The organism is Kaistella sp. 97-N-M2 (assembly GCF_021513235.1).
In the GTDB taxonomy this organism is placed as follows: Bacteria; Bacteroidota; Bacteroidia; order Flavobacteriales; family Weeksellaceae; genus Kaistella.
The window spans coordinates 748,690-765,623 of record NZ_CP090976.1; the positions used below are offsets into that span (position 1 = coordinate 748,690).

Consider the following 16,934-nt stretch of genomic DNA (forward strand, 5'->3'; position numbering starts at 1 on the left):
TCTTAGTTATAGAGTAATTGCTTTACCGCCTGCTTTAGCAATTGCTTCTTCAGCAGATTTAGTGAATTTGTGTGCAGAAACTGAAACACCTGTTTTCAATTCTCCTCTTCCCATAATCTTTACGATTTCGCTTTTCTTCGCTAATCCGTTCTGTACCAAAACGTCCTGAGTAATTTCGGTGATGTTTTGCGCATCTGCCAAAATTTGAAGCGTATCGATATTGATTGCTCTATACTCTTTTCTGTTGATGTTGGTAAAACCAAATTTCGGCAGACGTCTTTGCAAAGGCATTTGACCCCCTTCGAAACCGATTTTTCTTGAATAACCCGCTCTTGCCTGCTGGCCATTGTGACCTTTCCCAGCTGTACCCCCTTTACCACTACCTTGTCCTCTTCCGATTCTTTTTGTACTGTGCGTAGAACCTGCTGCAGGTCTAATATTATTTAAATTCATTTTAATTTAGATTTGAGATTAAAAGATTGAAGACAAGAGACTTCCGGGGAAATCTCTTCTCTCTCTTCTATTTTTCTTTTATTTTTGAACTTCTACGAGGTGACTTACCGCTCTTACCATCCCAAGGATTGCAGGAGAGTCGTCATGTTCTACGATTTGGTGAAGTTTTTTTAATCCTAATGCTTCCAGCGTTCTTTTTTGGGTTTTTGTTCTACCAATAGCGCTTTTTACTTGTTTTACTTGAATTTTTGCCATTGTTTTAAATTAACCGTTAAACACTTTATTTAATGAAATACCTCTCAATTTTGCAATTTCCTCAGGTCTTCTGATGTCCAATAATGCTTTGAAAGTAGCTTTCACAACGTTATGTGGGTTAGATGATCCTTTGGATTTTGAAAGAATATCTTTAATCCCGGCAGCCTCTACCACCATACGAACTGTACCACCTGCGATTACACCGGTACCGTGCGTTGCAGGTCTTAAAAAGATGTCTGCACCACCGTAACGCGCGGAAGTCTGGTGAGGAATGGTATGATTAACAACAGGAACTTTTACTAAATTTTTCTTCGCATCTTCTACTGCCTTTGCAATAGCGGAAGCTACTTCTTTAGATTTTCCTAATCCGAAACCTACGGTTCCAGCTTCATCACCAACAACCACGATTGCAGAAAACCCGAAAGCTCTACCTCCTTTGGTTACTTTGGTAACTCTGTTTACTGAAACGAGACGATCTTTAAGTTCTAATCCTCCCGGTTTTACTTTTTCTATATTATCTAGTCCTAACATATTTCCGAAATTTAATGATTAGAATTTTAGTCCGCCTTCTCTTGCACCGTCTGCTAAAGCTTTCACTCTACCATGGTATACAAATCCGTTTCTGTCGAACACTATTTTTTCAATTCCAGCAGCTTTGGCTTTTTCAGCAATTGCTTTACCAACTTCTGCAGAGATTTCTACTTTGTTTCCTTTAGCAGACAACGCTCGGGAAGAGGCTGAGGCTAAGGTTTTACCGTCTTTATCGTCGATTAATTGCGCGTAAATTTCTTTATTGCTTTTGTAAACAGATAATCTTGGTAATTCAGCAGAGCCGGAGATTTTTCCTCTAACTCTTCTTTTAATTCTATTTCTTTTTTGTACTTTGCTTAGTGCCATGTTCTTAAGTTTAAAAATTAAGCAGATTTACCAGCTTTACGTCTTACAATTTCTCCAACGAATCTTACTCCTTTTCCTTTATACGGCTCCGGTTTTCTGAAAGATCTGATCTTTGCAGCTACCATTCCTAATAATTGCTTGTCGAAAGATGTTAAGGTAATGATTGGGTTTTTACCTTTTTCAGATAAAGTTTCTACCGTAATTTCTTTGGGCAGATCCAATACAATACCGTGGGAGAATCCCAAAGCCAATTCTAACTTGTTCCCTTGGTTAGATGCTCTGTATCCTACTCCTACAAGTTCCAGTTTTTTGGTCCACCCTTCGGCAGTACCCTGAACCATGTTATTGATTAACGCTCTGTAAAGACCGTGTAATGCTTTGTGCGATTTCGATTCAGAAGGGCGGTCTAAAGTTAAGATTCCGTCTTCCTGTTTAAGAGTGATTCCCTCCTGCAATTGCTGTGTAAGTTCGCCTTTCGGCCCTTTCACTGTTACCAAACCGTCTTTCTCGGTTACGGTCACATTAGCGGGAATTTCTATAATTGCTTTACCAATTCTTGACATTTTCCTTTGATTATTTATTAATAAACATAGCAGATTACTTCTCCACCAACTTTTTCCTGACGTGCTTTTTTATCGGTCATTACCCCTCTTGAAGTGGAGATAATGGCGATTCCCAAACCGTTCAATACTCTTGGTAGCTCACCGCTGCCTTTGTATTGTCTTAAACCTGGTCTTGAAGCTCTTTGAATGCTCTTGATTGCGGCTTTGTTTGTTGTTTTGTCGTACTTTAAAGCGATTTTGATGTTTCCCTGAACAGCGTTATCTTCGAACTTGTAGTTCAAAATATACCCTTGATCAAACAAAATTTTTGTAATCTCCTTTTTAATTTTCGATGCAGGAATATCCACCACTTTGTGGCCTGCGCTTTGTGCGTTCCTTACTCTGGTTAGGAAATCTGAAATTGGATCTGTTACCATTTTTCTATTTTAAATTATTGGTTTGTGATGAGCAGTTTTGACAATTAGATAATAGATTTTCAGATAATAGATAATAGACTTTGAAATCTTTTATATATCCGTGTATCCGTCTATAATCTAGAAGATCAACTTGCGCATCCCGATTGTTCTAAATTATTACCAACTTGCTTTTTTCACTCCCGGGATCAGACCATTGTTGGCCATCTCTCTGAAAGTTACTCTGGAAAGACCGAATGTTCTCATGTAACCTCTTGGTCTTCCTGTTAATTTACATCTGTTGTGTAGTCTTACTGGTGAAGCGTCTTTCGGCAATTTTTGTAAACCAAGATAATCATTCGCTTCTTTCAAAGCTTTTCTTTTCTCAGCATATTTTGCTACCGTTGCTTCTCTCTTGCGCTCGCGCGCTTTCATTGATTCTTTAGCCATCTTTTAGTTCTTTTTGAAGGGTAAACCGAAGTGAGTTAATAATGATTTCGCTTCTTTATCTGTTTTGGCAGAAGTTACGAAAGTAATGTCCATCCCCTGGATTTTCTTTACTTTGTCGATTACGATTTCCGGGAAAATGATTTGCTCAGTGATTCCTAAATTGTAATTTCCTCTTCCGTCGAAACCATCAGCTTTGATTCCGTTAAAATCCCGGATTCTGGGTAAAGCTGAAGAAGCCAAACGATCCAAGAACTCATACATATGGTTTGCTCTTAAAGTTACTCTTGCTCCAATCGGCATTCCTTTTCTTAATTTAAAAGCAGCTTCATCTTTCTTCGAAATAGTTCCTACCGCTTTTTGGCCGGTGATCGCTGTTAATTCTTCGATTGCATAGTCAACAATTTTTTTGTCGGCTGAAGCAGCTCCTAAACCTTGTGATACAACAATTTTTAATAATTTGGGAACCTGCATAACAGATTTGTACCCAAACTCTTCCATCATTGCAGGAACAATTTTCTCTTTATATTGTTGTTTTGGTCTTACTATATATTCCATCGTCTTTTATAATTATAAAGTTTCGCCGGTTGATTTCGCAACTCTTACTTTTTTATCACCATCAACCTTAGATCCTGTTTTCGTTGGTTTACCGTCTTTATCGACAAGCATAACGTTGGAAATATGGATGGATGCTTCTTTTTCTACAATTCCGCCTTGTGGGTTACCAGCTGAGGGTTTGGTATGTTTTTTAACAATATTTAAACCTGCAACAACCACACGCGCGTCTTTGCCTTCTTTTCTGATCACTTCTATAACCTCCCCTTTTTTACCTTTAATTTCTTTCTTTCCGGTGGTGATGATTACGTTATCTCCTCTTTTGATTTTAACTTTTGTCATTTTTTGTAAATTTTAAAATTAAAGTACTTCAGGAGCTAATGAAATGACTTTCATATATTCTTTATCTCTAAGTTCACGGGCAACCGGTCCGAAAACGCGGGTTCCTCTCATTTCTCCGGTAGCGTTTAAAAGAACGCAGGCGTTATCGTCGAATTTGATGTATGATCCATCTTTTCTACGTACGGCTTTTTTGGTTCTTACAACAACTGCTTTGGAAACGGTTCCTTTTTTTGCAGTTCCCTGTGGTGTAGAATCTTTGATAGTAACTACGACTTTATCACCAACGGAAGCATATCTTCTTCTGGTTCCTCCCAGAACTCTAATAACGAGTACTTCTTTTGCACCTGTGTTATCAGCAACTTTTAATCTTGATTCTGTTTGTAACATTACTTAGCTTTTTCAATAATTCGTACTAATCTCCATCTCTTACTTTTACTTAAAGGTCTTGTTTCTGTAATCAATACAGTATCGCCTTCAGTACACTCGTTGTTCTCATCGTGAGCAGTATATTTTTTCGTTTTCAAAACGAATTTACCATACATCGGGTGTTTTACTCTCGTGGTTTCACTTACAACAATGGTCTTTTCCATTTTATTGCTGGAAACAATTCCGATTCTTTCTTTTCTTAAATTTCTATCCATGATAAAATGAAATTCTATTGTTGTTTTAGTGTTAGTTCAGTTTCCAGACGAGCGATTGTTTTTCTCATGTCTCTGATCTGAATAGGATTTTCAATGGGACTGATGCTGTGAGACATTTTCATTTTATTGAAATCTGCTCTTACTTCAGTTAATTTATTTTGAATGTCTCCCGCGCTTAGATTTTTGATGTCAGCTTTTTTCATACTAATTCAGATTATTGAGGTTGAACAAAATCATTCGCCACTACAAATTTTGTAGTTACAGGAAGCTTCTGGGCAGCAAGACGCAATGCTTCTTTTGCTACTTCGTAAGGTACACCTCCTACTTCGAACATTATTTTACCAGGTTTCACTACAGATACCCAATATTCTACGGCACCTTTCCCTTTCCCCATCCTTACTTCGGCTGGTTTTTTGGTAATCGGCTTGTCCGGAAAAATTTTGATCCATAACTGACCTTCTCTTTTCATATATCTTGTAGCGGCGATACGCGCGGCTTCAATTTGTCTTGCAGTGATCCAAGCGCCTTCGTTGGCTTTGATCCCGAAAGTTCCGTAAGCAAGTTGACTGCCTCTGTGTGCAATCCCCTTCATTTTCATCTTATGAACTTTACGAAATTTGGTTCTTTTTGGTTGTAACATAATTTCTTAAATTTTAGATTTTAGAATTTAGATTTTAAAAAAGTAACGGTCATTTAAAACTGTCCTCTAAAATTTTTATAATTATTTTCTATCTCTTGGTCTTCTGTCCTGTCTGTCGCCACGATCATTTCTGTCGTTACGGTCTCCTCTTCCGGCAGGTGCTCCTTTTTTCTGTTGTCCTACCAAAGGTGTAAGATCTCTGCGACCATATACTTCCCCTTTCATAATCCAAACTTTCACCCCTAATTTACCGTATTGAGTTAAAGCTTCACCAATATGGTAATCGATATCTGCTCTAAATGTAGACAAAGGAATACGACCGTCTTTGAAAGATTCGCTTCTTGCCATCTCCGCTCCGTTTAATCTACCTGAGATCTGAACTTTGATTCCCTCTGCGCCCATTCTCATGGTGCTTTGGATGGACATTTTTACCGCTCTTCTGTAAGATATTCTGTTCTCGATTTGTTTTGCGATGCTGTCTGCAACTAAAACGGCGTCGAGTTCAGGTCTTTTGATTTCGAAAATATTGATCTGGATATCTTTATCCGTCAATTTTTTCAATTCTTCTTTCAGTTTATCAACTTCCTGCCCACCTTTACCGATGATTAATCCCGGTCTGGCTGTAGTAATTGTAATTGTAACCAGTTTTAAAGTTCTTTCAATATAAATTCTTGAAATTCCTCCTTTGGATAAACGAGCTTCAAGGTATCTTCGGATTTTATAGTCTTCAGCAAGTCTGTCGCCATAATCTTTTCCGCCGTACCAGTTAGAATCCCATCCTCTGATGATTCCTAATCTGTTGCCTATTGGATTTGTCTTTTGTCCCATACCTTGATTATTTAGTTTCTTTGTTACCCAAAATTAATGTGATGTGGTTTGATCTTTTTCGGATTCTGTGACCTCTTCCCTGCGGAGCCGGTCTCAGTCTCTTCAATTGTCTTGCACTGTCCACCATAATTTCTTTTACGATTAAATTGGCTTCTTCAATATCCGCACCTTCATTTTTCAACTGCCAGTTGGCCATTGCAGAAAGTAAAACTTTTTCTAACTTGTTAGAAGCGTCTTTTTTGGAGAATTTAAGTATTGCCAAAGCTTTATCCACTTCAACACCTCTGATGATATCAGCAACTAATCTCATCTTTCTTGGGGACGACGGGCAATCGTTATGTAAAGCTTTTGCCACATCCTGGTTTGCTATTTTACGTGCCAAAGCACTTTCTCTTTTTCTTGATCCCATGATTATCTTCCGCCTTTATTTTTGTTACCACCGTGACCTCTGAAAGATCTTGTCGGAGAAAATTCGCCTAATTTATGACCTACCATGTTTTCCGTAACATAAACCGGGATAAAGGATTTCCCGTTGTGTACTGCGATGGTTTGTCCTACGAAGTCCGGAGAGATCATTGATGCTCTGGACCAAGTTTTTATTACTGTCTTTTTACTGGACTCTATATTTGCCTGAACCTTCTTATCTAAAGTATGATGGATGAAAGGTCCTTTTTTAAGTGATCTTGCCATAATTATTTTCTTTTAGATACGATAAATCGGTTAGACGCTTTGTTTTTAGTTCTTGTTTTGAAACCTTTGGACGGTTGTCCGTTTCTAGATCTTGGGTGACCTCCGGAAGATTTACCTTCACCACCTCCCATTGGGTGATCTACAGGGTTCATTACTACCGGTCTTGTTCTAGGTCTTCTTCCTAACCATCTGCTTCTACCTGCTTTACCGGAAACGGTAAGCTGGTGATCAGAGTTAGAAACAGATCCAATCATTGCCATACATTCAGTAAGGATCATTCTGGATTCTCCTGAAGGTAATTTAACGATGGCATATTTACCGTCTCTTGAAGTTAACTGTGCCGATGAGCCTGCACTTCTTGCCATTACTGCACCTTGACCAGGGCGTAATTCGATACAGGAAACAACAGTTCCCAAAGGAATGTTTTTCAACTTCATGGCATTACCAACATTTGGTTCTGCGGATTCTGCAGCAATTACCGTCATATCTACTTTAATACCGTTCGGAGCGATGATGTATCGTTTCTCTCCGTCTGCGTACTCTAATAGAGCGATGAAAGCAGTTCTGTTCGGATCGTACTCTACAGATTTTACCGTGGCTTCAACATCGAATTTATTTCGTTTGAAGTCGATAATTCTGTATTTCTTTTTGTGTCCACCTCCGGTGTAACGCATGGTCATTTTACCAGTGTTGTTACGACCACCTGACTTACTAATACCAACGGTTAGAGATTTCTCTGGTTTGTTGGTAGTAATTTCCTCAAAGTTGTTTACAACTCTGAATCTCTGTCCCGGGGTGATAGGTTTTAATTTTCTAACAGACATTACAATTATTTATAATTAATAAAATATTATTTTTATAGCAAAGGCAAAAACCTAAGCTGTTGCGAAAATATCGATCACTTCGCCTTCTGCAAGGGTAACGATCGCTTTTTTCAATTTGCTGGTTTTACCAACCTGCAATCCTTTTTTGGTATTTTTCGAAGAAACTTTCGGCGCGTAAATCATTGTTCTAACGTCCGAAACTTTCACACCGTAAAGTACTTCTATCGCTTTTCTAACCTGGATTTTATTCGCCTTAGGACTAACCAAGAAAGAATAAGCACCTCTTAGATCCGTAAGATAGTTTGCTTTCTCTGAGATGATGGGTTTAATAATAATAGACATGATTTATTTCTTTAAATTTTCTTGAAATTTCTCGATAGCACCTTCTAAGAATACAATCTCGCCTGCATGAACCAGGTCATAAGAACTGATTTCATTATAAGTCAAAACTTTAGTTTTTGCTAAGTTTCTGGAAGACAAATAAGCATTCTTGTTCGCTTCTGGCAAGATGTATAAGGCTTTTTTACCTTCAAAACCCAGTGCGTTATTCAAATTGATGAATTCTTTGGTTTTAGGCGCATCGAAATTGAAGCTTTCCAATACCATGATAGAATTGTCTCTCATTTTTTGAGAAAGCACCGATTTTTTCGCTAATCTTTTCAAAGCTTTGTTCAGTTTGAAACGGTAATCTCTTGGTTTTGGACCGAAGATACGACCTCCACCTCTGAAGATTGGGGATTTAATATCACCATATCTTGCAGAACCTGAACCTTTTTGTTTTTTCAACTTTTTGGTTGAACCAACGATTTCGCTTCTTTCTTTTGATTTATGTGTACCCTGACGCTGAGCGGCAAGATATTGCTTTACTTCTAAGTAAACCGCGTGCTGATTTGGCTCGATTCCGAAGATTGCTTCGTCCAGAGTTACTTTTCTTCCGGTTTCTTTTCCTGATGTATTAAGTACTACTAATTCCATTTTCTAATAATTACATAAGAATTTTTTGCTCCCGGAACAGCTCCTTTTACTACTAAAAGATTTTGTTCTTGATCCACTCTTAACACTTGAAGGTTTTGTACGGTAACTTGTTTACCACCCATTCTACCAGCCATGCGCATTCCTTTGAATACACGGGAAGGATCGGAACCTGCACCAATAGAACCCGGGGCTCTTAATCGGTTGTGCTGTCCGTGAGTTGCCTGCATTACCCCCGCAAAGTTGTGTCTTTTTACAACCCCTTGGAAACCTTTACCTTTTGAAGTTCCGGTAACATCAACGAATTCGCCCTGAGCAAATAAGTCTACTTTCACTTCATCTCCTACGCTTAATTTTTCTACGAATTCATGGTAGAATTCTACTAATTTAGCTTTTGGAGCTGAACCTGCCTTTTTAAAATGGCCGGCTAACGCTTTACCAACGTTCTTTTCACTCTTGTCATCGAAACCAAGTTGAGCAGCTTTGTACCCATCTTTTTCTATGGTTCTGACCTGTAAAACCGAGCAAGGACCTGCTTGAATAACGGTACACGGCATATTTTTGCCGTTTTCGTCAAACAGAGAAGTCATCCCGATTTTTTTTCCAATAATACCTGACATTGTTTATATATATTATTTATATTCTCCGAAGAATCAATTGAGGCTTTCGCGATTTCTACGTTTGAAATAGGCACACTTCTTCCCTAAATTGAGTGTGCAAATGTATGAAGTTTTTTTGAATTGGCAATATAACATCTAAAAATATTTTGATTTTTAACACATTACAAATTTTTATACTTTTATCGAATGAAATCATTCACTTTAATCTTTCTTTTCGCATTTCTTTCCTCCTGCACCAATCCTGACGAGCATTCTTACACCTACTACTACTGGCGAACTCACCTTTCCTTAAACACAGCAGAAAAAGCGGCATTAAAAAGTGCCACCATTCCCTATTTATATACCCGCTTTTTCGATATCGAAAAGGTGAACGGCAAATTTCAACCCGTCGCAGCCATCACAAAAGATGAAAGTTTTCAGACCGATAAAGAAATTGTGCCCGTGGTTTTTATTAAAAATGACGTCTTTTATGACATTACGCTGGAGGAGATTAACTTCCTCGCCAAAAACGTAAATTCCCTCCTCAAAAAGAAACAAAGCGAATTTGGCTTTAAGGTGTCCGACGAGATCCAGATCGACTGCGACTGGACGGCCGGCACGAACAAAGAATATTTTGCCTTTCTGGAAAAGCTGAAAGAGTTCTCCGGAAAAAACATCACCTGCACTTTGAGGCTGCATCAGGTGAAAGACCGAACGCTTTCCGGCGTGCCACCGGTGGATAAAGTTTACCTTATGTGCTACTCCACGTCCTCGCCGCTGGAAAATTCCACCCGAAATTCGATTCTCGATTTGCCTACGCTCAAAAATTACCTTGCCTACGTTCACCGTTATCCTTTAGATATCGATGTAGCGTTACCTATTTATTCCTGGGGCATCGTAACGAACCATTTGGGAAAACATAAACTCATCAATGCGCTTTCTACCGAAGATCTGCAAAATCCAAACTTTAAGAAGCTAAGCGAAGATCAGGTAGAAGTTTTAAAAGACGGTTTTTATTTCGGAAATTATCTGAACAAAGGTTTCACCATTAAAGTTGAAGAAATCGACGACGATCAGCTGACGGAAACAAAAAAGTATCTCACCCAAAAATTGGGAAACTATCATATTGTCTATTATCATTTAGATCGTAAATTTGTCTCGAAGCACCATTTATAGTTATGAAAAAAGTTATTCTTTCTGCTGCCTTATTTTTTTTGATGATTCCGAAAGCCGAAGCCTGCGCGTGGTACGATCCGGACTACGATTATTTCAATCTCTTCACGCAAAGCATCATCAAAGACAAAACGTATCTGCCTTTTCTGCATACTTTTTCGAACCGTTTTTACGGCCACGAACATTTCGAAATCCCCGATGAAAATATAGAAAACTGGCAAAAATTCTTCGGAAATTCGCTCAATTACGCCGAGACGAAAAATTTGGTGGAGAAAATGCCGATGTCTGAACTGAATTCTTTTAAGAAAGGAAATCCGCCAAATCAGATATTATCCAAATTAGGTTCTTACCAAAAATTCGCAGAAGGATTCGACTATCTCATCGAAGCTAAATATCTGGAACCTTTCATGCGCATCAATTATGTTGAAAGTCCCGACTCTTTTTATTACACCGGCGACGAAAATGCAAAAAACGCGACGCAACTCGATTACCAAAAAACCGTCGCGGCCTTAACCTCGCTTTACAACGCTGCCAATAATCCGGAGATTAAACTGCGCTACGGGTATCAGCTCGTCCGGTTTAATCACTATACGAGAAATTATGAGGCTTCCACTTTAGCGTTTAAAAAGTTTGTAGCACCTTTAAAATTAAAATCCGCGCCGTACTTTTTGGCGTTGGATCAGCTTGCGGGCGCACAGCGCGGCCTGCAAAAGGGCGGCGAAGCGAACTGGAATTTCTTTCAGGTTTTTATTAAAAGCAAAAGCCGAAAAGAAAGCGCCTTCATCTCCATGAAACTTTCGGATTCGGCTTCTTTTAACAACATCATGAAAAGAGCGCAAACTCCCGAAGAAAAAAACATGGCCTATTTTCTTTTAGCTTACGAAGACTTCAGCAACCCGCTGCCGATGATGGAAAAAATGTACGACATCGATCCTAATTCGGAGATCCTGAAAGTTCTTGCTGCCCGAAGCATCAACGAACTGGAACGGAATTATCTGCCCGTCTATTTCAGTGCAAATGTCGACGGCGATGCGTCAGCGAATACACCGAATGTGAAGGCCAGTACAGAACATAAAAAGGTTGAACATTCTACCAAAGAAAGTTTCTGGCAGAAAATAAAAAATTTTTTTAAAAATCTTTTCAGTTCCGATAAAAATTCAGCGCCGAAAAAAGAAGCGGACCAAAGCGAAAATGATCTGCTGAACAATCCGAACCGAATTCCATTTTACACCAAAAACTCAAATGCAGAGACTGATAAAAGCTCAGATAATTTTTTGGCAGATTTTGAAAAATTCACTTCAAAAATTAAAGAAAAGTCGAATGATGAGTTTTGGCAAATTGCAGATGCTTATTGTTCTTTTCTAAAAAAGGATTACGAAGAAAGCGCGGAAACATTAAACCAGATCAAAACCGCAAACCCGGAATATCTTGCGCAGATCGACCGCATGAAAATGCTGAACGATATCGTTTCGGAACCGAAAATTACGCCAGAATACGAAAATTATTTAATGAAAACCTATCCGAAAATTTTCGCGGAAAATATGGCTATGCTCGATGATGAAAATAATTTCTACGGAGAAGACCAACCCTCCACGCGGGAATTTGTGCGGGACATTTTAGCAAACCGGTATTTCATTCAGGGAGAAAAAGGCAAATCGTTTTTGATGAGTAATAAACTGTCGGATTTACAATACAATCCCAATTCAGAACTCGTAAAAAGTGTGGAAGATTTTTACAAAAAACCGGACAAAACGATTTTGGAAGAAAAAATCATCGCAAAAAATATCGATGATGTCGGCAACATCGACGCGTTCTTTAATGTAATTTACGGCGACCGCGAAATGCGTTTGGCCAATTTCGAAAAAGCGAAAAAGTATTATGAGGTGGCAAAAGGTTTCAGCGGGATTCCGAGAACGGAATACGACTGGGGCAACGGCGAAAAACCGACGGTCCGAAAAATCGATTATGGAAATTCCTACAATGGGTACGCACCTATTTCTTCCCTCATTTTCGGCCATAATATTTGGGAGAGTTTCGATAGTCCCGAACACGAAAGCATGAGGGCGGAAAACTTTGCGGCATTTCCCTTTATTAAAAATGATATGAATAAGCTGGATCTTGCAAATGCATTACTTCAGCTGAAGAAAGCGGGCAGCGGAACCGGCGAAAAAGCCGCGCAAGCCAATCAACTTATCGGAAATTTACTGTACAATACTTCGAAACTTGGTTATTACCGTCAGGTTTTTGTGATGGACGTAAATAATGCTAACGGCGGCAAGTATCATTTTCAAAATACGAAAAAGCCGGCCTTTCAATATTACTACAAGAATTTTACGTGGGACATCGCCACCGAACCGGACAATTTCGATCTGGCACTGAATTATTACCAAAAAGCGTTAGACCAAAGCCGGAACCCGGAAGAGAAAGCCCGGATTCTCTTCCAAATGGCAAGCGCCGAACAGGGAAAATATTACCAGTATGAAGCGAACAATAATCCGGACGTAGATTACTCCGATCCAAACTGGCAGCAGAAGCAAGAGGATCAAATGCAGGTTTTAGCACAAACGAAAAACCAAAAATACCGGAAGTATTTTGCAACATTGAAAAAGAACTACGCAGACACGCAAACCGCAAGAAATCTGCAAACCAGCTGTTCTTATTTCGATTATTTTATGAAGCGGAATTAAATTTAAAAAGGAATCAGTGTGATTCCTTTTTTTCGTTTTGCTTTTGAAGCCATTCTTCGTGGCGTTTTTTAAATCTTTCGTTTTTTAAATCCTGGTTGCGGGCCGCGGCGTCGATGGAGTGCGAGGAATGAATATCGCCGTCGTCTTCCGCAAAATCGGCAAGTTTCTCGTAATACATATGAAGTTGATCGAGTTCTTTCTCCGAAAGATCTTCAATGTCCACAATACGGTTGCTGGCTTTTTCATTTGCTGCGATGAGTTCGTTCAGTTTGATTTGGATGGCTTTGCCGTCTTTGTTCTGGGCTTTTTGAATGAGGAAAACCATCAAAAAAGTAATAATCGTAGTTCCTGTGTTGATCACGAGTTGCCACGTTTCGGAATACTGAAAAATAGGTCCCGAGATTCCCCACACCAATACGATGGTGACCGCACCGATAAAGGTCGCGGAACTTCCAGTGAACGTGGTTGCCCAATTGGAAAATTTTTCGAAAAAGGACTTGTTCGGCTTTGCCATTTTACGTGTATTTAAAAAAGTTTATTTTTCGGGATAATGCACGGCTTTATCGATTTCGAGGGGATTATTTGTTTTACGGATGTTCGCCTGAACCATATCCGAAAGTTCTTTCAGCTGTTCGGGCCGCTTCACTTCGATGCCCATCACCATAAATCTGGCGCTGGGATCCGTATTGTTTTTATAATGTTCTTTAAACTCATGCAGCGGATCGTTGTAATTCTCCAGCATCAACTTTTTCAATCGCTCCCCGGAAATTTTAACCGGTTTCTGTCCGGCAAAGTTCTCAATAATTCCTGAGGTATCATATGTTTTGGGCAATTTATAACTCTTCAGAAGCGTAAATTTAAAATTGTCTTTATCGTCATAAATTTCAAATATCAAACCGGGCAACCCTCTGAATTTATAGGGTCCTTCGCTGAGGGCGATATCCTTGGTGAACCAGGCGGTCCAGTGTCTTCCGCCAAACTTCGCAGTTGCTTTCTGCAGATTGTAGCCGCCGAAGGTCCGTGTGTCGTCAGCAAGCTTCCAGTCTATCCGATCTTCGGTATCAACAATAAACATATTCTGCACATGGATATAACTGGAGTTGCTAAAGGAATTCTTCTTGCGGATGACCGCCGGCGTGTCGTCCCATACGACGTTATTCTGTCCCTTTGTGATGTTGAGGGAATCAGTCTGCACAAAATCGTAGTTGTAAAATTTAACGTCATCTGGATTAACATCTAAAACCATATTTACCTTACGGTTATCTGTAGCGGTGGAATCGGTTTTAAAAGTATATTCATAAATAAAGCGGTGTGTTTGCGCCAGCAATGATGCACTTATCATTACGAAGCTTAAAAATAAAATTTTCATGGTTAGAATTTTAAACAAATATAAAACACATTATAGAACCTTGCAATACCTAATAGTTCAAATTTGATCAAAAAAATCCCTTTTCTTTCGAAAAGGGATTTGCTATCATGGCAAAGTGCTTTGCTTGGAAAAACTTCAATCTTACGATTTTGGTTTTTCTTTTATCACACTTTAATTTCTACGTCTACTCCGGAAGGCAACTCTAATTTCATTAGGGCGTCTACCGTTTTGGAAGAAGAAGAATAGATGTCCATCAATCGCTTGTGTGCAGAAAGCTGGAACTGTTCTCTTGCTTTTTTGTTTACGTGCGGAGATCTTAGTACAGTAAAGATTCTCTTGTTCGTTGGCAAAGGAATTGGGCCGTTTACAATGGCACCGGTTGCTTTTACCGTTCTTACGATTTTCTCAGCAGATTTGTCTACTAAATTGTAATCGTAAGATTTTAATTTTATTCTGATTCTTTGTGACATTTTAATCTAATTTAAATATTAACCTCTTGCTTTTTCGATTACTTTTTCAGCGACGTTTGATGGTGCTGCTTCGTATTTTTCGAATTCCATAGAAGATGTTGCTCTACCTGAAGAAAGGGTTCTCAACGTGGTAACATAACCGAACATTTCGGAAAGTGGAACGAATCCTTTGATTACTTTCGCGTTGTTACGGTCGTCCATTCCGTTTACAGTACCTCTTCTTTTGTTAAGGTCACCTACGATATCACCCATGTATTCTTCCGGCGTTACCACTTCAATTTTCATGATTGGTTCCATAATTACCGGTTTGGCTTTTCTACCCGCTTCTTTGAAGCCCATTTTAGCAGCAAGTTCGAAAGAAAGTGCATCGGAATCCACCGGGTGGAAAGATCCGTCTTTCAAGGTTACTTTGATGCCTTCGATTTCGAAACCAGCTAAAGGACCATTTTTCATGGCTTCTTTGAAACCTTTTTCTACGGAAGGAATAAATTCTTTTGGAATGTTACCGCCTTTGATTTCATTGATGAATTCAAGACCTGGTTTGTTGTCATCAGCCGGAGCCAATTCAAACACGATATCAGCAAATTTACCACGTCCACCGGATTGTTTTTTGTAAACTTCTCTGTGGGGAGCAACTTGTGTAAGGTTTTCTTTGTATTCTACCTGTGGTTCACCCTGGTTAACCTCAACTTTAAATTCTCTTCTCATACGGTCAACAATAATGTCGAGGTGAAGTTCACCCATACCGGAGATGATCGTCTGTCCTGAAGCTTCGTCAGTTTTAACCTGGAAAGTAGGATCTTCTTCAGCTAATTTGGCTAAAGCGTTACCCATTTTATCCTGGTCAGCTTTAGTCTTAGGTTCTACCGCGATACCGATTACGGGATCAGGGAATACCATAGATTCAAGTACGATAGGGTGTTTCTCATCGCAAAGCGTATCACCAGTTTTGATGGATTTAAATCCTACTGCTGCACCAATATCACCCGCCTCGATAAATTCAATAGGCTCTTGTTTATTAGCATGCATCTGGAAAATACGGGAGATTCTTTCTTTGTTACCGGATCTTGTGTTCAGTACATAAGAACCTGCATCAAGTCTTCCGGAATAGGCTCTGAAGAATGCCAGTCTACCTACGAAAGGATCGGTTGCAATCTTAAAGGCCAGGGCCGCGAAAGGCTCGGATACTGAAGGTTTTCTGGAGATAGGCTCATCTGTTCTTGGGTCTGTACCGTCGATCGCTTCTTTATCCATTGGAGAAGGAAGGTATCTACAAACAGCATCAAGCATGAACTGTACTCCTTTATTTTTAAATGATGATCCACATGTCATCGGGATGATACTCATATCAAGCGTTGCAGCTCTAAGTGCTCTGTGAATTTCTTCTTCGGTAATGGAATTTTCGTCTTCCATAAATTTCTCCAAAAGATCTTCATCATAAGCAGCAATTTCTTCAATCAGCTGTGCTCTGAACTGTTTCACTTCGTCCACCATATCAGCCGGGATTTCTACGATATCAAAGGTAGAACCGTGGTTTTCATCATGCCATACAATCGCACGGTTTTTTACCAAGTCTACAACACCTTTGAAATCAGCTTCGTCGCCGATTGGCAATACGATTGGAACTGCGTTAGAACCAAGCATTTCTTTCACTTGCTTGCAAACCATAAGGAAGTCAGCTCCCTGTCTGTCCATTTTGTTTACGAAGCCCATACGTGCAACTTTGTAGTTGTCTGCAAGTCTCCAGTTGGTTTCAGACTGTGGCTCTACTCCATCTACTGCGGAGAAAAGAAATACAAGTCCGTCAAGTACACGAAGGGAACGGTTTACCTCTACGGTAAAATCTACGTGTCCCGGTGTATCGATAATGTTGAAATGATAATCTTTCGCTTCCGGAAGAGGTTTTCCCTGTTCAGTTGGAAATTTCCAGTCTACAGTTACTGCAGCAGAGGTAATGGTAATTCCTCTTTCCGCTTCCTGCTCCATCCAGTCGGTAGTAGCACCACCTTCATGGGTTTCACCGATTTTATGGTTTTTTCCGGAATAAAATAAAATTCTTTCTGTTGTGGTAGTTTTCCCTGCATCAATGTGCGCAGCGATACCAATATTTCTTGTAAGTAATAGGTCTCTTGCCATT

At 39.4% G+C, this 16,934-nt stretch carries 26 protein-coding genes; 2 read left to right on the top strand and 24 right to left on the bottom strand.

Annotated features, from left to right (window positions below; all coding sequences use genetic code 11):
• Positions 1–6: 6 nt before the first annotated feature.
• The 20 genes from rplO to rplC form a co-directional block, all read right to left on the bottom strand.
• A complete protein-coding gene (rplO, locus tag L0B70_RS03660; protein ID WP_235142953.1) occupies positions 7–453 on the bottom strand; it encodes a 50S ribosomal protein L15 in 447 nt (148 codons plus the stop codon).
• 78 nt (positions 454–531) lie between these two features.
• On the bottom strand, positions 532–708 hold the full coding sequence (rpmD, locus tag L0B70_RS03665; RefSeq protein WP_076385059.1) for a 50S ribosomal protein L30: 177 nt from the start codon (positions 706–708) through the stop codon (positions 532–534).
• A 9-nt stretch (positions 709–717) separates the two neighbouring features.
• Entirely contained in the window at positions 718–1,239 is a 522-nt protein-coding gene (rpsE, locus tag L0B70_RS03670; RefSeq protein WP_235142954.1) for a 30S ribosomal protein S5, read from the bottom strand.
• Positions 1,240–1,257: 18 nt separating this feature from the next.
• Positions 1,258–1,605 (bottom strand): 50S ribosomal protein L18, encoded by a 348-nt coding sequence (gene rplR, locus L0B70_RS03675; RefSeq protein ID WP_235142955.1) that lies wholly within the window; start codon positions 1,603–1,605, stop codon positions 1,258–1,260.
• A gap of 17 nt (positions 1,606–1,622) precedes the next feature.
• Positions 1,623–2,168 carry a 50S ribosomal protein L6 gene (rplF, locus tag L0B70_RS03680; RefSeq protein WP_235142956.1) on the bottom strand — a complete coding sequence of 182 codons (546 nt, stop codon included), beginning with the start codon at positions 2,166–2,168 and terminating at the stop codon, positions 1,623–1,625.
• 17 nt (positions 2,169–2,185) lie between these two features.
• Complete coding sequence (gene rpsH / locus L0B70_RS03685; protein ID WP_235142957.1) at positions 2,186–2,584, bottom strand: 30S ribosomal protein S8; 399 nt, start codon at positions 2,582–2,584, stop codon at positions 2,186–2,188.
• A gap of 156 nt (positions 2,585–2,740) precedes the next feature.
• Positions 2,741–3,010 carry a 30S ribosomal protein S14 gene (gene rpsN / locus L0B70_RS03690; protein ID WP_039349136.1) on the bottom strand — a complete coding sequence of 90 codons (270 nt, stop codon included), beginning with the start codon at positions 3,008–3,010 and terminating at the stop codon, positions 2,741–2,743.
• Between the two features lie 3 nt (positions 3,011–3,013).
• Positions 3,014–3,565, bottom strand: coding sequence for a 50S ribosomal protein L5 (gene rplE, locus L0B70_RS03695; protein ID WP_235142958.1), 552 nt, complete (start codon positions 3,563–3,565; stop codon positions 3,014–3,016).
• Between the two features lie 12 nt (positions 3,566–3,577).
• On the bottom strand, positions 3,578–3,904 hold the full coding sequence (rplX, locus tag L0B70_RS03700; RefSeq protein WP_235142959.1) for a 50S ribosomal protein L24: 327 nt from the start codon (positions 3,902–3,904) through the stop codon (positions 3,578–3,580).
• Between the two features lie 18 nt (positions 3,905–3,922).
• Complete coding sequence (rplN, locus tag L0B70_RS03705) at positions 3,923–4,291, bottom strand: 50S ribosomal protein L14 (RefSeq protein WP_235142960.1); 369 nt, start codon at positions 4,289–4,291, stop codon at positions 3,923–3,925.
• Positions 4,291–4,548, bottom strand: a complete 258-nt coding sequence (gene rpsQ, locus L0B70_RS03710) for a 30S ribosomal protein S17 (RefSeq protein ID WP_088263399.1) — start codon at positions 4,546–4,548, stop codon at positions 4,291–4,293. Before rpsQ ends, rplN begins: the two co-directional genes overlap by 1 nt.
• An 11-nt stretch (positions 4,549–4,559) precedes the next feature.
• Complete coding sequence (gene rpmC, locus L0B70_RS03715; protein ID WP_039349147.1) at positions 4,560–4,748, bottom strand: 50S ribosomal protein L29; 189 nt, start codon at positions 4,746–4,748, stop codon at positions 4,560–4,562.
• 11 nt (positions 4,749–4,759) lie between these two features.
• Positions 4,760–5,185 carry a 50S ribosomal protein L16 gene (gene rplP, locus L0B70_RS03720; RefSeq protein ID WP_235142961.1) on the bottom strand — a complete coding sequence of 142 codons (426 nt, stop codon included), beginning with the start codon at positions 5,183–5,185 and terminating at the stop codon, positions 4,760–4,762.
• 81 nt (positions 5,186–5,266) lie between these two features.
• Entirely contained in the window at positions 5,267–6,013 is a 747-nt protein-coding gene (rpsC, locus tag L0B70_RS03725) for a 30S ribosomal protein S3 (RefSeq protein ID WP_235142962.1), read from the bottom strand.
• 7 nt (positions 6,014–6,020) lie between these two features.
• On the bottom strand, positions 6,021–6,422 hold the full coding sequence (gene rplV, locus L0B70_RS03730) for a 50S ribosomal protein L22 (RefSeq protein ID WP_235142963.1): 402 nt from the start codon (positions 6,420–6,422) through the stop codon (positions 6,021–6,023).
• A 2-nt stretch (positions 6,423–6,424) separates the two neighbouring features.
• Positions 6,425–6,703, bottom strand: a complete 279-nt coding sequence (rpsS, locus tag L0B70_RS03735; RefSeq protein WP_076385041.1) for a 30S ribosomal protein S19 — start codon at positions 6,701–6,703, stop codon at positions 6,425–6,427.
• A gap of 2 nt (positions 6,704–6,705) precedes the next feature.
• Entirely contained in the window at positions 6,706–7,527 is an 822-nt protein-coding gene (gene rplB, locus L0B70_RS03740) for a 50S ribosomal protein L2 (RefSeq protein ID WP_235142964.1), read from the bottom strand.
• Positions 7,528–7,578: 51 nt separating this feature from the next.
• Complete coding sequence (gene rplW, locus L0B70_RS03745; RefSeq protein WP_235142965.1) at positions 7,579–7,869, bottom strand: 50S ribosomal protein L23; 291 nt, start codon at positions 7,867–7,869, stop codon at positions 7,579–7,581.
• Between the two features lie 3 nt (positions 7,870–7,872).
• Positions 7,873–8,502: a 50S ribosomal protein L4 gene (gene rplD / locus L0B70_RS03750; protein ID WP_235142966.1), complete on the bottom strand. Its 630-nt coding sequence runs from the start codon at positions 8,500–8,502 to the stop codon at positions 7,873–7,875.
• Complete coding sequence (gene rplC / locus L0B70_RS03755) at positions 8,493–9,119, bottom strand: 50S ribosomal protein L3 (protein WP_076385033.1); 627 nt, start codon at positions 9,117–9,119, stop codon at positions 8,493–8,495. The genes rplD and rplC overlap by 10 nt, the downstream gene beginning before the upstream one ends.
• 186 nt (positions 9,120–9,305) lie before the next feature.
• On the opposite strand from rplC, the gene L0B70_RS03760 reads away from it, so the two are divergent.
• Both L0B70_RS03760 and L0B70_RS03765 read left to right on the top strand, forming a co-directional pair.
• Complete coding sequence (locus L0B70_RS03760) at positions 9,306–10,274, top strand: hypothetical protein (protein ID WP_235142967.1); 969 nt, start codon at positions 9,306–9,308, stop codon at positions 10,272–10,274.
• A 2-nt stretch (positions 10,275–10,276) separates the two neighbouring features.
• Entirely contained in the window at positions 10,277–12,958 is a 2,682-nt protein-coding gene (locus tag L0B70_RS03765; protein ID WP_235142968.1) for a hypothetical protein, read from the top strand.
• Between the two features lie 13 nt (positions 12,959–12,971).
• Here L0B70_RS03765 and L0B70_RS03770 read toward each other — a convergent pair whose 3' ends face one another.
• From L0B70_RS03770 to fusA, 4 genes are all read right to left on the bottom strand, one after another.
• Positions 12,972–13,472 carry a low affinity iron permease family protein gene (locus L0B70_RS03770; RefSeq protein ID WP_235142969.1) on the bottom strand — a complete coding sequence of 167 codons (501 nt, stop codon included), beginning with the start codon at positions 13,470–13,472 and terminating at the stop codon, positions 12,972–12,974.
• A 21-nt stretch (positions 13,473–13,493) separates the two neighbouring features.
• The gene (locus L0B70_RS03775) at positions 13,494–14,327 is read right to left on the bottom strand and encodes a GLPGLI family protein (protein WP_235142970.1); all 834 of its coding nucleotides are present in this window, start codon (positions 14,325–14,327) and stop codon (positions 13,494–13,496) included.
• A gap of 164 nt (positions 14,328–14,491) precedes the next feature.
• Positions 14,492–14,797: a 30S ribosomal protein S10 gene (rpsJ, locus tag L0B70_RS03780; protein WP_039349183.1), complete on the bottom strand. Its 306-nt coding sequence runs from the start codon at positions 14,795–14,797 to the stop codon at positions 14,492–14,494.
• An 18-nt stretch (positions 14,798–14,815) separates the two neighbouring features.
• Positions 14,816–16,933, bottom strand: a complete 2,118-nt coding sequence (gene fusA, locus L0B70_RS03785; RefSeq protein ID WP_235142971.1) for an elongation factor G — start codon at positions 16,931–16,933, stop codon at positions 14,816–14,818.
• Between the last annotated feature and the right edge of the window lies 1 nt (position 16,934).